This window comes from Deltaproteobacteria bacterium (assembly GCA_016874735.1).
Taxonomy (GTDB): domain Bacteria; phylum Bdellovibrionota_B; class Oligoflexia; order Oligoflexales; family CAIYRB01; genus CAIYRB01.
The window spans coordinates 1-14843 of sequence record VGTI01000071.1; the positions used below are offsets into that span (position 1 = coordinate 1).

Below are 14843 nucleotides of genomic sequence, written 5' to 3' on the forward strand. Positions count from 1 at the left end.
TCCCGACGTGACGGCTAAAGTCCACAATCTTTGATCCGATCATGAAAGAGTAGCGTGGCAATCACGCTGCTCTTTTTGACATACTGCCGCTTACCTTGGACAGCCGTCTTAAATGTGGATAAGAACATGTAATGCCCAGCCTACTATTTCTTCCTGCGATGGGCTTGGCATCGGTGGGTCATGTGTCAGATTTTCTGACACCGGCAGGTGGGGAGCTGCCGCTGGACCGAGTCTCATAGGTAGTTGCTTGGAAGTGTTCAATTCGCCGTTCTGCTGCTAAAGGTACGGCTAATCGTTCTTGGAGCCAAGGCTTTCGGGTATCCGGTTAGCGGAGCTCCGCCCATCGGCTGATGTACGAAGTGCTGGAGCCGCTTGTCTGAACAAATTTGTAGTAATTGCCGCTTGGGATGATGACGGATACCGGGTGCGAGTTATTGCCGCTATAGGTATCGATCTCCGCTATGGTGACCCACGTCGAATTATCAATTGAGACCTTAAGGTTATAGTACGAGTAGGTGCCCGCATTATTGTTGGTTGAGATCAGAACCATGATCGGACGGCCCGTGGTGTTTTGATAGCTCGTATTGATAGCCCGCGATCCGGTGACGTCCTGCCAGTTTTGTCCCTGGCCGAGCGCAGCGCTGGTTTGCGTTGTGCCATCTGGAAACTCGATCCCGTCGCTGCCGGCGGTGCCACTGATGTGGAGCTTTGCGGACGGGGCCGTGGTGCCGATCCCGACGTTGCCACTGTCGCTAATGGTCATTCTGGTTTGTGGTGCCACAGTCCCGCTATAGTCATTGGTGGTTGCCAGCTCGATACGGTTGTACATGAGGCTTAGGCGCGAACTCGCATAGGCATTGCGTGACACAAAACTGCCGGCAGCGTTGTAGTAGCCGTTGTAGCCAAGGTGCATGCCATCCCCGAGACCAGCAAAACTCCCATAGATGTAACCAAAGGAGTTGCCGCCGCCGACCGACACATAGCGATACTGATTCGTTGCAGGACCAAGGGCGATATTGCCCGCGACAGTCAGAGTCTCGGTCGGCGCCGTCGTCCCAATCCCGACGTTGCCAGTGCTGTTAATCACCATTCGATGAGCTTGAGCTGTCGCATCATAGAAATCTAGACTACCGACTATCCCAGACGTAGACCCCATACTCCCGATCTGCCAATCACGACCACTGGCAGAAGTGTTCGTTAAATCGATGCTAGTATCGTTCGTATTTGGTGACGATAATTGTAGCGATTTGTTTGGCGTCGTCGTCCCTATCCCGACGTTACCGGTGGGAAAGGTAACACTCGTGATCGCAGTACCGCTGCCACGATTGATGGCAAGTGCTATATTATCGCCGTTTTCTGCATCATTTAGCGCGCTAATTACAAACTGGTTAGCTGGCTGACCTGCGTAGATCTGCCAAGCTTTTTGGTCAGTACCGGCAGCGGTATTTCGAAAGGACACCTTTGAATGGCTGGATCCCTGAATTCTTGCCTCACCAATTGTGGCCCCGTTGACTTGCAGAGGAAACCCAGGCGCTGTAGTACCAATCCCGACGTTGCCATCAGCACGAACATAAAGCAGCGAGCTTCCGCCACTACCAGCATTATTCATACCACTCAATACGTTTAGGGCGTAGTAGCTCGAAGATGTGGAATTTACTCCCAACGCCGTACCAAAATTGTCGCCATACAAGAAGGCCGCTGCATTAGCTGTATTCGCTGTGCTTACAGATTGTAGTTTGGCAATAGGGGTAGTAGTCCCAATCCCCACATTACCGCTACTGCGATAAACATTTGACCCCGAAGATACCCACGCCCCACCGCCCGATGGCGTCGAGCTCACCCAGGTTGTGCCATTTGATGTGAGGACGTTGCCGTTGGCACCTGGCGCCACAGTGAGCGGAGCATCGGTGCCATTACCGAGAAGGACGTTATTTGCCGCCAAAGTCGATGCGCCGGTACCACCATTGGCGACGCTGAGTGTGCCTGACGTGATCAGTGCCGCGCTGTGTGCTGGGATGTCCACTGCTGAGAGCGCGGACCACGCCGGGGCAGTCGCTGCACCGTTGGCGCCGGTGCTACTGAGAAATTGTTTGGTAGTAGTCGTATTGCCGGCGAGGCGGGTCCCAGCACCTGAGGTGCCGCCGTAAAGGATATCGCCAATAGTTGTCAGGGGAGACAGGGCATTGAAGGCATTTGCAGCCGAATTGGCGCCTGTACCACCATTAGCGATTGGTAGTGTCCCGGCCACTTCAGTTGAAAGCGAGACGTTACTACCGCTAGCCGCCGCGGTGAGGCGTCCTTGAGCGTCGACTGTGATGTTGGCTCTATTGTATGTCCCAGGTGTCACAGCCGTATTAGCAAGTGAAAGGGTGCCAGAGCCAGTGATGGGGCCACCGCTTAAACCTGTGCCGGCACTCACCGACGTGACGCTGCCCGTAGGCCACGAGCTAATGCAGTTAGCACCACTAAGACAGATGGTGCCTGCCACATCCAGTTTACCTGCGGGGTTAGTAGTGCCGATGCCGATATTGCCGCTTGTGATCAGATTACCCGTGGTGTTTACAGCCGTGGATCCACCGATCGTGCCTGAGGTGATGGCGGAGCCCGATACTTTACCGGCAGTGGAGATCGTAGCTAGTTTTGCGTCGCTGATATTGGCTGCACTCGCAATATCGTCATCAGTGATTGAAGCATCAGTGATCGTACCTCCGCTGCCACCCGCTACGGCACTTGCCGTGGCCAGTGATCCTAGGCCTAAAGTGGTGCGTTGCGCCGACGCATCAGCATCGTCGAGTAGCGCTTTGCCAGCAGCCGTCAGCGTGTAGGTCGACCAGGTGTCAGTCGCTGTACGTTCTACACCACCGGTGGTCGCTAGATTTTCGACGGCTGCGATATCGTTTGCGAGCACGGCTGCAGACACCCAGCCCAGGTTACCGGCACCATCGGTTTTAAGCACCTGACCAGCACTGCCGTCGGTGTCGGGGAGAATCCATATTTTATCTGCTGCGATGGCGCTGGGGGCTTTGAACCCGACGTAGTTGGAGCCGTTAGCTGTGGCTTCGCTAAATCGGACTTCGCTGGACGCGGCCATCTGTAGATTGCCGGCATTTGTTATGTCCGAGCCAAGCATATTTAAGGCGCCGTTCATTGAGTCGCCACTCCGACTGAGTGGGGTATAGCCTAGAGAGGTTGTAATTTGATTGGTTGTGAGTGTAGGGATGTCAGAGGCGGTTAATGTAGTACCAGAGGTGATGCGGCCTTTGACATCGTAGGTGACTTTAGTGGAGGTGCCAGCCAGAGATATATTGGCTAAGTGTGCAGTAGCAGTGCCACTTGCGTAACCAGATAGCGTTACGTCGCCATCGAGCTGGGCAATGTAGTTGCCCGAGGCTTGTTTGGTGCTGAAAGTGTTCCAGTCTGTGGAGCTAAGGTAACCATTGGTGCTGCCATTGGCCTGGGGCATCGATACGACAGGAGCTGTGGTTCCGGTGACTGTGATGGGCGCGGTACCTGATACACTCGTAACACTCGGCGGCAATGCTGTGCTTTGCCACGTAGTGCCGCTGGAGGTAAGGACGTTGCCACTGGTGCCGGGTGCTACAGTCTGTAAGGGGGCGGTACCGTTACCGAGGATGACACTGTTCGTAGCTAGAGTCGAAGCACCGGTACCACCATTAACAACATTAAGAGTGCCCCCGTTAATGAGCCCAGCACTATGTGGCGGTAAATCAGCATCTGTGAGCGTGTTACCAGAGGTCACGCGACCAAAAGTGTCGGTAGTTACTTTGGTGTAGTTACCCGCATTACCCGTGGTGGCTAGGCTAACCGTGGCGGTGCCACTTGCTGATGATACTGCGATTCCACTGCCCTGAGTGACACCGCTCACTTTATTCGAAAACGCTGTGTAATCGGAGTTGGACAGGAGCCCTGCCGTGACACTCGCGCTCGATGCCAGGGGTATATTCAGCGTATGCGTATCGGCGCTAAACACCCAATTGGGACTCGTCCCCGTGGTGCCTGGCGTTGGAAAACTTTGCGTATTACCCGTCTGCCCGTTGAGGGAGCTCAGTCCCGATCCTGCGACACCTAGAGCGACAGCTGCAGAGCCGTTCCAGTATTTGATCTGAGCAGATGTGGAGTTAAACCAGGTTTTACCGATATCGCCAGCGGTGAGTCCTGTTGGATCCGTTGCGTGGGTGCCCAGACTCAAAGTCTTCGTTGCGGCCATCTGAATATGACCGACATTACTGAGTTCAAAACTGCCGCCGTTTAGTGCGCCACCTAGAGTGTCGCCAGCTTTATTTAGCGGCGTGTAGCCTAGTGACTGGGTGATATCACTTGCGGGGATCGTCCCAACCGTTACCGCTCCACCTTGCGCCGACTGCTTTAAATACTGCCCAGTGCCACCAGTAGTACTGAGATCCGATCCTGTACCACCGCGTGCCACCGCGAGAGTGCCCGATGTGATGATGGCTGCATTTAAAGCCGGGATATCGGTGTCAGTTAATGAAGTGCCACTTAAAACTCGACCTTTGGCGTCATAGGAAATCTTGGTGGCAGTGCCGGGTATGGCCACACTGGCCAATGTGGTTGTAGCAGTGCCAGAGCTGTAGGCTGAAGACGTCACATCACCGCCGAAGCCTGTGAGATAGGCACCAGCAGCTTGCTTCTGGCTAAAAGCTGCCCAGTCTGACGCGCTGAGGTATCCATTAGTCGATACACTTGCCACCGGAGCAGCAGAGCTCACCCATGCAGTGCCGTTGGATGTCAGTATGTTTCCTGCCGCACTGGGAGCAATTGTTTGAATCGCAGCGCTGTCGTTACCGACTAAAAGACTATTAGCTGCGAGCGATGTCGCGCCTGTACCTCCTTTGGTTACTGGTAATGTGCCTGATACATCGCTTCCAAGATCGATCGCAGTCCCACTCGCGGCACTCGTCACTCGGCCGGTGTTATCGATGACGAGCTGAGCTCTCGCATAAGTACCGGCAGTGACGCCCGTGGGAGCGAGGCTAATAGTCCCCGCATTGGTGATGGTGCCGCCGCTTAGTCCCGATCCGGCGGTAATTTTAATTAAAGTGCTACCCGATCCATTTTGCGCAGCAGTAAATGGCGCCCAGTTAAAGTTACCCTGACCGTCGATGATGAGCACAGAGTCAGATGATGGGCGCGTCGGTACTTCGACTTTTAGTTTGCCGTCAGTGCCGTACTTGAGAGTTTTGTTATCGATGGGCACACGCAGAGCTGTGAGAGCCAAAGGCACGTAGGTAAATTCTTGGCGTGGATACTTTACATCCCTAGCTATAATTTCGACATAAACAGTCTTAGTGCCGTCACCGAAGACTTCGCTCACCTCGGCGTCAGTCATGGGGATACGTAGCTGAAACACGCCTTGGTTTAGCGTGGCGCCGCTAGTTTTAAACGATCGCGATAAGGCTGCGCCGTCTGTTGGTGCGTCCCAAAACTTAAGCTCGATATCGACTGGCCCTTGCATGGGCTCGCCGCCTGGGAGTGTAAGTCGTCCGGAGTAGCTCAGCGGGTACGTGCGATCTTGTGCACTTGCGGTAAGTGAACCCACCGAAAAAGATAAAGCGATCGCCATCGCTGGAGTTAGCGCAAAGGTCATGCATTTTCGGACGGTTACCGCTCGCACCATAGGCGCCTCGGCTAAGGGGCTAAAATCCCTAGCTATACATGGGGGGTGGGAGTCCACTCCCTATGCCTTCGGCATCGGCTATGTGCCAGAAAACTTTAGGTGAAAGGGTAACTTTCGGTAATTAGTCCGTGAAACCGGGCTGTTTTTACCTGGCGGTAGCTAGTGTCTGGTACAAAAGCTTGGTGTGGGAGGCGGTCCATCGATTGCGTACGCACCGGCAGCTGCCGAGGGACAAGGTCTGTAGGGTGGCGCCAGGCGCCGTAATATCCCGGGTGAACCTAAGTAGGAGGCCCCGAGGATCACGCGGGAAGTCCTCGATGTTAACAGGTCGAGGCAAGTTACTGGAGCAGTCGCACCAATCCCGTCTGTAGGAAAGCAAGTAAAAAAACAATACTGATCCTTGCCGCTCCATTTTTTGATAGCAGCCAATGCCACGAGTTATCACGAGCATCACTGTAGGGCTTTTTCTCTGCTTGTTTAGTCGTTCTTTGTGCCACGTATTGCTTGCGGATGGTCATTTACCGAAACGCCATCACCCGTCTGTTAGGACCTCGAAGGTCATGGGATAGGTAGGGCCTGTCTCTCCATCTGGGCAGTGAACGCGACTAAATTTGCCGCAAAGAGCGAGGCACATTAGTTAGTGGCCCGAAGTTGCCATTACAAATACTACGTCCCGACAACCTCTAGCCCAAGCGCTTCTGACGCTAATGCTAACTTTTCGTCGTGAGTGATCATTGATATCTCGGTGCTAAATTGCTGCTTCAGGCGCAGTGCCGTTGCAAGGTGCAAGGCATCAAGGGTCTTCAACGCAATTGGAAACGTTTGGCTCGCCAACTCGAGTGTCGCCGCATCCAATTCCACTAATCGGAGCGAACCGAGCAGTTTTAGGCATCTCGATCGAGCCTCAGCTAATTTAGCATCGCTGATTTCTCTAGTTAGTCGCCATCGGTCCAAGACGCGCATACATTCTACTCTTGCAATTACGCTGGAGGAGGCACCGTTGGCATACTTTTCGATGTTGGTAATCGCATGAACCTGACGGATGGAGTACCGAAGCAGGACCGATGAATCAAAATAGTAAACAGCGGACGCTTTTTTACTCATAAACGATCCTCTCTATCTGCCGTGAGAAGATCGACAATATCTGCCTCCTCATCAAAGACCTGCCCCTTCCATGCGGCGATCGTACTCTTCAGATCGTGCTCAGGCTGGATGATACGTATTTCGTCAGTGGCAGTTACGGGAACCATCTTGGCTACCACTCTCTCGCGGTCGAGAATTAGCACTTCTTCTCCCTGCTTTACGTATCGTAAATACTTACTAAGTTCGGCTTTAATGCTCGAAATGTTAGCCTTTTTCATCAGGTGGCTCCAATTTGTCAATGACACAAGATACACCATATGACTATTACATGACCATGTAAAGACTATAAATGGACAGATGCGGTCGGGCATTAGCTCCAAGCTAATTTCCTGAGCAGAGTTGCAGGAACAATACCAGCTCGCTGAAGAATTCGGGTAATTCTGCAGTATCGAAGACGAGGGATTTTGGCAGTAGCAGCCTCCGCCAATAATCTGTTTACCTGCGCTGCAATTCGCCTGGCGAGTCGTGTTCACTCCGTCGCCGTAAGTGATAATTCGTTCCCAACCGATGGAAAGGCTGCCACTAACTTGAGCACTTTCAATATTTACTGTTCAGATACCAAGCCTGCCGCCTCACAACATCAGCGACAGGATGAGCCGTGTCGTAGTCGTATCCACCAACACTAAAACCGCGCGGCAGGAGTTGCCAGATCATAGTCCCAGCGTAGTCGTAGCGGTTAGCGAGTTCGTACATCTGCGATAGATACCAAGCGGGTGAGCTGCCGTAGCCGAGACGGTAGCCTTGCCACGATGGATCTGAGTTGAAGCCGGACTCTTCGAGAACGATCGGTTTGCCCGCAGCGTGCGCAATCGCAGCGCGACGCTTCATGAGTCGCTCCTCTACCCAGTACATTTGCGATGAAGGGATGTTCCAATTGTCGGGGTAGATGTGTACCGTCGCAAAATCGATTTGGCTCAGCGTGACGTTTTTTTCAAAATTGACTCCTTTAGAACCATTGTTGATCCAAACATGGTCGTACGTGTCGGAAGCGCCGTCGATGCTAGTTTTGTAGCCCTCCTCGCCAGTAGAAATCAGGTGATTAGGGTCATTCTTGCGTATATGCCACGACAACTCATTGAGAAAGTTATAGACGAGTTCACCCGGTGGGAGACCGCGATGGTACTCGTAGTAGTCCTCAGTGTGGGGTTCATTAGCAATCTCGATCGCCATGATGGTCGGATCATCTTTGTATCTGACCGACTTGCCGATGCTACTGCGATAGCGGGAATTAACGCGGTTGAGCAGAGTCTCGACGTGCCTCTTAAAAGCCACCTTGACACGACTGTCGCTGTAGAAAAGATGTTTATCACTCGATTGAATAACCTGCTGCGTCCACCACTCCATACCACAGTAGGACGGCTCGAAGTTGACGAGAGGCAGGATCACTTTCAGCCCAGCGGCGCGGGCGGCGTCGAGCGCCATGTCGAGTCGTTGCCAGCCGGTTTCGTTGTAGCCGAGCTGGCCCTCGCTCGCCCACTCGAGTATCGGCGCTGAACTACCGAGGTAACCACTGCAGGCAAAGCCCCACATGCGTACAACTCTAAGTCCTAGCGACGCGTATTCGCGCATGGCCGCGTAGACTTTGTCCTCGGACTCGCCGACGGTGGTGCCAAACCGAATCGCATTGGTGCCTTGAAAATAAAAGGGCCGCCCATCGAGCTCAAAGTGCGTACCGTTAGTGCCGACAAATCCAGCAGGTGCCGTCCGTGCCCAGGCACGCTCAACGGCAAAGCTGTTGATCAGTAGCGTGGACGCGATCATCAACACAAGGTGCGTTGTCAAACCTACGATATTGCGGAGCTTTACTTGGCGCATCAACTTAGAATTCCTCAAGGCACGCAGACTGTGCATATTTACGACTTGTGACCGTATACGAGTCGGCGTAGTTCATCAAAGACAAAGCTGCAAGTAAACATGTATGGCAGGAAATTCCCTAGGATTCATCAATGCTCCGAGAAAATGCGACAATTTGGCCGGCACCACGATGGGTTTACCAGGCTGATGCTCGTGAGTGGCTGCGTACTCGGATTGCTGCCGATGGCACTAGTGTAGTTACGTCGCTGCCAGATGTTTCGGAAGTACCCCCGCATCGCCTGGATGATTGGCGCGAGTGGTTCATGGCCACTGCGGCGCAGGTGATGAGGTGGGTGCCTATTGGTTGTCAGAGCATATTTTTTCAGAGTGATATCCGTCACCATCATGTTTGGATCGATAAGTCCTATTTGCTGCAGCGTGCGGCGGAGCAGGTCGAGGCTAAACTTGTCTGGCATAAGATCGTGTGTCGGCGTCCGCCGGGTACCATTGCGGCAGGGCGTCCTAGTTATGCCCATATGCTTTGTTTTGCGCGCGGGGATGTGATCACGCCCGAGCGCCCTGGGGCCGACGTGTTAGCTGATGGGGGAGCCATGAGCTGGAGCCGCGCTATGGGTGCAAGGGCCTGCATGGTGGCTTGTCGCTATTTGCGAGACGAGACACCAACGCGTGTAGTAGTGGATCCATTCTGTGGCGAGGGTGCGGTCCTTGCCGCCGCTAATCAGCTCGGTCTCGCCGCTGTTGGCGTGGACCTGAGCCCCAAAAGATGCAAAACCGCATTAAGGCAGGTTTAACCGTGATGAAGCTAGGCGCAGCTCTCGTGTCTGTCTCCCTCTCCGCGCAGGCCTGGGCAGTCCCGGTCGATATCACTGACCTCGTCGGGCAGTATGCCCACTATGACGTGGTGTCTTACGATGACCCACAGCTTTTTGGTACGATGAGGTCGCAGGTGATTACGTACGGAATCACTGCATTTGCTCTTGACGGTGATGAGCTGATTGAAACGGACACCTTCTGTCACGCCGAGCATACGTCGAATTTACCGGTGAGGAGTGAGGTGCCCGACAGCTTCACCCGTGCCATTGTCCCAAGAGTCGCGCCTGTGATGATTGGCGATGCGGGACAGGGCTGGGATCTGTGGCGGCCAGAAACTCCTACAGGCATTGGGGTCAAATTCGAGGACTCGGTGGCCGAAGACATGCCCAAGGATGCTGATGACCCGAGAATCGCTGATGATGACGGTGATGGCCATCCCGGTGTCACCGTATTTCTGCGTAGTGGTCCCATCCGTGGTCAGCTTTATTTGGCGCGGCGTGAGCGATTTGCTTACGAGTTGCGCGTTATCACGCCCGATTTAATCCAAGGGGTCGTGCACGATCAATCCGAGCAGTTGGTGCTGGGGTCGCGGCCCTTCTTCCTCAGCCACGGTCGCTTTAATCCGGTGCAAAATCCAGACTTAACGCAGAGCCCAATCACGCTGCGACGGCTACCCGCAGGTTACGATTGCGACACCATGATGGCCGAAAGGGCCAAGTGGTTTCCCTGAGAGCTTGGACCAATTTGTGCAGTATAATGACTGCACAGGGATGCATCGATTAGTCACGTCGTTAAGGGGGACTGCATGTTGTTCAATGGTGCACAGATCCACATGTTAGTGAACCACTTGCCCGTCGTCGGTTTTGTTGGAATGGTGTTGGCACTCGGTGTGGCCATGCTGGTTCAGAGTCGGGACATCAAGAGATTTGCTCTGGCGGCAACGGCGGTTGTTGGTTTTAGTGCGGTGGCTCCGTTTTTTACCGGGGAGCCAGCCGAAGAGGTGATCGAGCACCTCCCCGGCGTGCAGAAGGCGCTGATCCATGAGCACGAAGAGGCGGCTGAGAAAGCTACCGTCCTCGCTGTGGTAACGGGCGTATTTGCCCTTGGTGCTTTTGTCTTTAGTGGACGCCAGGCCGAGTCGCTGCGGCTGAGCGTGCCGGCAGTATTCGTCCTCTCCGTTGCCAGCGCAGCCATCATGGGAGCTGCGGCGCACGAAGGTGGCAAGATCAGACATCCAGAAATTATCCCAGGTGGCGTGTCTACGGAAACCGAGCACGGCGAAGATCACGAAGACTGAGATTGCGCTTAAAGTAACATCAGGCTTGGGGGGAAGTGGTGGGCCCAGAGGGACTTGAACCCCCAACCAATCGGTTATGAGCCGACTGCTCTAACCATTGAGCTATAGGCCCGTGTGCACCATGTGGCGCCAGGAAGATAGAGAATGGAGAAGCTAGGGCGAAAATGCAAGCAAAGATGCACGATCGCCCTTAAATTCTCTCAGCTCTCGATAAAGGCACGCAACTTTTTGCTGCGCGATGGATGCCGCAGCTTACGCAACGCCTTGGCTTCGATCTGACGGATACGCTCACGCGTCACGTCGAAGTTCTGGCCGACCTCCTCAAGGGTGTGGTCGCTCTTCTCGCCGATGCCAAAGCGCATGCGTAGTACCTTCTCCTCGCGCGGAGTAAGAGTTGCTAGCGCCTTGGTCGTCTGCTCCGACAGATTATGATTGATCACCGACTCGCTCGGCGAGTGCTGCGATTTATCCTCGAGGAAGTCACCAATGTGGTTGTCCTCCTCCTCACCAATCGGCGTCTCCAGCGAGATGGGCTCAACGGCGATCTTAAGCACCTTGCGTACTTTATCTACCGACATTTCCATGCGTGCAGCAATCTCCTCCGGCGTCGGCTCGCGGCCCATCTCTTGGACCAAATAGCGTGAGGTACGGATGAGTTTGTTGATGGTCTCAATCATGTGCACAGGGATACGAATCGTCCGCGCCTGGTCGGCTATCGCCCGCGTAATCGCCTGACGAATCCACCACGTTGCGTAGGTCGAGAACTTGTAACCGCGACGGTACTCAAACTTCTCCACCGCCTTCATCAGACCGATGTTGCCTTCCTGGATCAGGTCGAGGAACTGCAGACCACGGTTGGTGTACTTCTTGGCGATAGACACCACGAGACGCAAGTTGGCCTCAACCAGCTCACGCTTGGCGTTCTCAGCACGGCGCTGAATATCAGCAAGCTCACTGTAGACGGACGAGATGTCTGCCGATTCCATGCCGCTCTCGGTCGAGGTGCGGTGAATGGTGTCATTGGCTGCAAGGCAGTTGCGTACAACGCGCTGCCATTCACGATCGGAGGCATGCCCGTAGGGCTTGTCTGGTGTTGACGTGACATGACCCAGCAGGGTCTCGCGCGTCGTATTGAGGCGACGGGCGTAGTAAGCCAAGTCTTGCTCAGCCTCGCGAATCGCGTTGGCAAACTCAGCTAACCTGTTAATGGCGCCGGTCATCAGCTTGCGGTTAATGTTGAGGTCGCGGAACGCCTCGAACATCACCTGACGTGACTCTTCAATCTGATCCGACTGCTTCTTGCTGGTCGGCTTTTTCTTACGCAGTAGCTCGAAGTCATCCACCAGCTTCAGGACTTTCTTGGTCGCCTTCTTCATCTTGTCAGAATGAAGCTGCTCGTCCTTAGACGCCTCGTCGTCATCAAAGCCTTTGATGAAACCTTTCATGCGGATTTCGTCAGCGACGAACGCACGCGCAGCACCCACAACCGTATCGATACCGAGCTGCACATGGAGCAGGCGCTCTAGCATCCGGTTCTCTTCGGACTCAATCTTCTTAGCGATCTCGACCTCGCCCTCGCGCGATAGCAGCGCCACGCTGCCCATCTTACGGAGGTAGATCCTGACGGGGTCATTAGATTTGCCTAAAGACGAATCACCGGCGACGTCAACGGTCTCCGCCTTTTCCGTCTCACCATCCTCGTCACTGTCGCTGTCGCTATCGCTCTCGACTTCGGGGAGCAGAATGTCATCGTCCCCGTCCTCGTCACTACCCTGCGACGAGGCGCCTTTGCCCTTGCTACCGCCGCCGTCAGGGAGATCGATACCAGCGTCGGTAAGTGCCGATACGACCTCGTCCACGATGTCGGGACGTGGCTTGATCTTGGCTTTCTGTAGCGCGGCTTCAATCTCGGCAAATGCGAGCTCGTTTTTGCTAGCCTCGCCCTTCTTGATGAGTTGGCCGATCACTTTTTCTAAATCACCGGGACCTGCGGCCTTGGCGCCTTCGAGCTCGTCGGTAGCGGCAGCCTTGGACTTGCCCGCCGCCTTGGCCGGCTTCGCTGCCGCCTTCTTGGTCGTTACTGCGGGAGCAGGGCGTTTGCCTGCCGCAGCTCCAGCCACCGGCTTTTTGCTGACCTCGGCAGCCTCGACCTTTTTGGTCTTTGTAGGAGCGACCGCTTTAGCCGTGCTCTTAGCAGCAGCAGCTCCCAGATTTTTGTCGGTCTTCTTCGTTGCTGCAACCTTGGGCGGTAACGCCTTCTTGGCAGGCTGCGCATCCGTGATGATTTTACGCTTAGTAACGACCGGGCTGGAGGCTTTGCTAGCCGCTTTTTTCATAGCTGATATGACCGACTTGAGCTTTTGGGTTGCACCTCCAGCTTTAGTCGGTTGGGTCTTTTTGGGACCACCGGTACCGGCCTTGCTAGAAGCTTGGGATTTGGGACGAGACGCTGCCCCCTTAGACGCACCCGACGCTTTGGCGTCGCGAGTGGGGCGGTCTGTTTTGGATGGGTTTGCAGCTTTTGTCAATTTATCTCTGCTTTTAGTTTTTGATTTGCTTGTGGCCATGCCCGGTTGATCATCCCCATGTTAAGTGGCTTCACGGTTAAGTGGCTTCGCGGAGAGAGAGAGCACACAGGTGTTAGTGGGCCGCTGGGGATTACTCAAGCCCCCCATAGGGCCAGCCTCGCCAAGGTTCATATCTTATATTTAATAACTATGAATCCGGCAACGTTAAACCATAGTTAAGCCCGCTGTCCAGCGCCAGTTTGGTCGTCTAACCGCGGCCTACCTGGGTGGTCCGACTTGATTTCGTAAGTTCCTGAATTGTCATGAGAATCTCAGTGACCTCGTGGCGGCGTGCGGGATCGCGCGAGGCGCGGCTCATTTCTGCCTTCAATTGGGCTACCAATTCCCGCTGCTTTTTTTGCTCCATCACGACGAAAAGCTGCTTGAAGCGGTCGCGTCTGTTATCACACACAAAGGCCTTAGCACTGCGCCGCAACTGATCGACGAGCGCCTGCAATTCAGGGTGGTAGACGCTTTGCCAGGCGTGGGGCGGTTGGGCTGACGGGGTGAGTCCCTGGGCGAGAAATCCCATCATTTCGTCGAGTAGGGCAGCATGCTCGACTCCCAGATCGAGCTTGGCCGTAACCTCTTGCTTAATTGTCTGGAGGTCGCACTCGCTAGGTTGCGCGTGGAAGACGTGGCCAAAGAGATCAATGCTTGCGCGGTCCAGTGGTGGGAGCGGGACTTCGCGCGGAGCTTTGGTGGCGCTCGCCCCGGGACCCGTGGCGGTATCTCCGGCCAAAGGACGAATCTCGCGACTTCCACCCGGTTCATTCGGAATCTGACCGGCGATCACGTGGGCATCAATGCCAGTCAGGTGCGCTATGCGTGTCAGCAAAAAGGATCGCTGGATGCGCTCTGGTATTTGCGTTAACCACGGCACAAATTCTTTGGCGACGACCTCCGGCACCTGCAGTGGTGGCACGGCTCTTAACCTCTCGCGCACCGCAAAATCAAGGAGCTCGACACTGCTATCGAGGAGTTTTTGCAGCGCTTCGGCCCCATGCGTTCTGACAAAACTATCAGGATCCTCGCCCGGCGGCAGCACTGCCGCTTTGACTTGAATTTCCGGCACACTGAGAGCAACACGCACGGCAGAGAGCGTCGCTTTTTGGCCGGCGGAATCACCGTCGAACAGAAGTACTACTGCCGCCGTTGCAGCCTTCATCAACTTCAACTGGGCGCTCGTAAACGCCGTGCCTAGACAAGCCACCGCCTCGGGAAATCCCGATTGCCACAGTTGGAGCGTGTCCATGTAGCCCTCGACGACGATGGCACGGCCGCGACTACGCATAGCAGTGCGGGCGGCGTCGAAGCCGAAAAGTGTGTGGCTCTTGTCGAACAGCGCCGTTTCGCGGCTGTTTAGGTACTTGGGCTGAGCCCCGTCCATCGTGCGGCCGCCAAAACCAATGACGCGGCCATGCTGATCACGAATGGGGATGGTGACGCGGCCACGCAGGAAATCGAGTGCACGCCCATCACGCGCCGAAGCGGTCGCTAGCGAGCAGGAGATCATGTCTTCCTCGCGGAAGCCTTTCTGGCGCAAATGCCG

At 54.9% G+C, this 14843-nt stretch carries 9 protein-coding genes and 1 tRNA gene; 3 read left to right on the forward strand and 7 right to left on the reverse strand.

Annotation, left to right across the window (positions count from 1 at the left end; translation table 11 throughout):
* Window positions 1-325: 325 nt before the first annotated feature.
* The 4 genes from FJ146_17380 to FJ146_17395 form a co-directional block, all read right to left on the reverse strand.
* Window positions 326-5626 (reverse strand): hypothetical protein, encoded by a 5301-nt coding sequence (locus FJ146_17380; GenBank protein MBM4253743.1) that lies wholly within the window; start codon window positions 5624-5626, stop codon window positions 326-328.
* 696 nt (window positions 5627-6322) lie between these two features.
* On the reverse strand, window positions 6323-6760 hold the full coding sequence (locus FJ146_17385; GenBank protein ID MBM4253744.1) for a type II toxin-antitoxin system VapC family toxin: 438 nt from the start codon (window positions 6758-6760) through the stop codon (window positions 6323-6325).
* The gene (locus FJ146_17390) at window positions 6757-7119 is read right to left on the reverse strand and encodes a hypothetical protein (protein MBM4253745.1); all 363 of its coding nucleotides are present in this window, start codon (window positions 7117-7119) and stop codon (window positions 6757-6759) included. The genes FJ146_17385 and FJ146_17390 overlap by 4 nt, the downstream gene beginning before the upstream one ends.
* Window positions 7120-7336: 217 nt before the next feature.
* A complete protein-coding gene (locus FJ146_17395) occupies window positions 7337-8650 on the reverse strand; it encodes a hypothetical protein (GenBank protein ID MBM4253746.1) in 1314 nt (437 codons plus the stop codon).
* Window positions 8651-8745: 95 nt separating this feature from the next.
* Between FJ146_17395 and FJ146_17400 the strand changes: the two genes are divergently transcribed.
* From FJ146_17400 to FJ146_17410, 3 genes are all read left to right on the forward strand, one after another.
* Entirely contained in the window at window positions 8746-9405 is a 660-nt protein-coding gene (locus tag FJ146_17400; GenBank protein MBM4253747.1) for a site-specific DNA-methyltransferase, read from the forward strand.
* Entirely contained in the window at window positions 9378-10157 is a 780-nt protein-coding gene (locus tag FJ146_17405) for a hypothetical protein (GenBank protein MBM4253748.1), read from the forward strand. The genes FJ146_17400 and FJ146_17405 overlap by 28 nt, the downstream gene beginning before the upstream one ends.
* A 75-nt stretch (window positions 10158-10232) precedes the next feature.
* Window positions 10233-10724, forward strand: a complete 492-nt coding sequence (locus tag FJ146_17410) for a hypothetical protein (GenBank protein MBM4253749.1) — start codon at window positions 10233-10235, stop codon at window positions 10722-10724.
* Between the two features lie 36 nt (window positions 10725-10760).
* On the opposite strand, the gene FJ146_17415 is transcribed toward FJ146_17410, so the two are convergent.
* The 3 genes from FJ146_17415 to FJ146_17425 form a co-directional block, all read right to left on the reverse strand.
* Window positions 10761-10836: transfer RNA gene (locus FJ146_17415), tRNA-Met, on the reverse strand.
* An 88-nt stretch (window positions 10837-10924) separates the two neighbouring features.
* Window positions 10925-13060, reverse strand: a complete 2136-nt coding sequence (rpoD, locus tag FJ146_17420; protein ID MBM4253750.1) for an RNA polymerase sigma factor RpoD — start codon at window positions 13058-13060, stop codon at window positions 10925-10927.
* A 439-nt stretch (window positions 13061-13499) separates the two neighbouring features.
* Window positions 13500-14843 (reverse strand): toprim domain-containing protein (locus FJ146_17425; GenBank protein ID MBM4253751.1); only part of this gene is annotated, 1344 nt, incomplete at its 5' end.

Coding starts and splice junctions, on each gene's coding strand:
- rpoD (MBM4253750.1), bottom strand. CDS start 13,060: ATGAAAAAAGCGGCTAGCAAAGCCTCCAGCCCGGTCGTTACTAAGCGT.
- FJ146_17385 (MBM4253744.1), bottom strand. CDS start 6,760: ATGAGTAAAAAAGCGTCCGCTGTTTACTATTTTGATTCATCGGTCCTG.
- FJ146_17400 (MBM4253747.1), top strand. CDS start 8,746: ATGCTCCGAGAAAATGCGACAATTTGGCCGGCACCACGATGGGTTTAC.
- FJ146_17410 (MBM4253749.1), top strand. CDS start 10,233: ATGTTGTTCAATGGTGCACAGATCCACATGTTAGTGAACCACTTGCCC.
- FJ146_17405 (MBM4253748.1), top strand. CDS start 9,378: ATGCAAAACCGCATTAAGGCAGGTTTAACCGTGATGAAGCTAGGCGCA.
- FJ146_17395 (MBM4253746.1), bottom strand. CDS start 8,650: ATGCACAGTCTGCGTGCCTTGAGGAATTCTAAGTTGATGCGCCAAGTA.
- FJ146_17380 (MBM4253743.1), bottom strand. CDS start 5,626: ATGACCTTTGCGCTAACTCCAGCGATGGCGATCGCTTTATCTTTTTCG.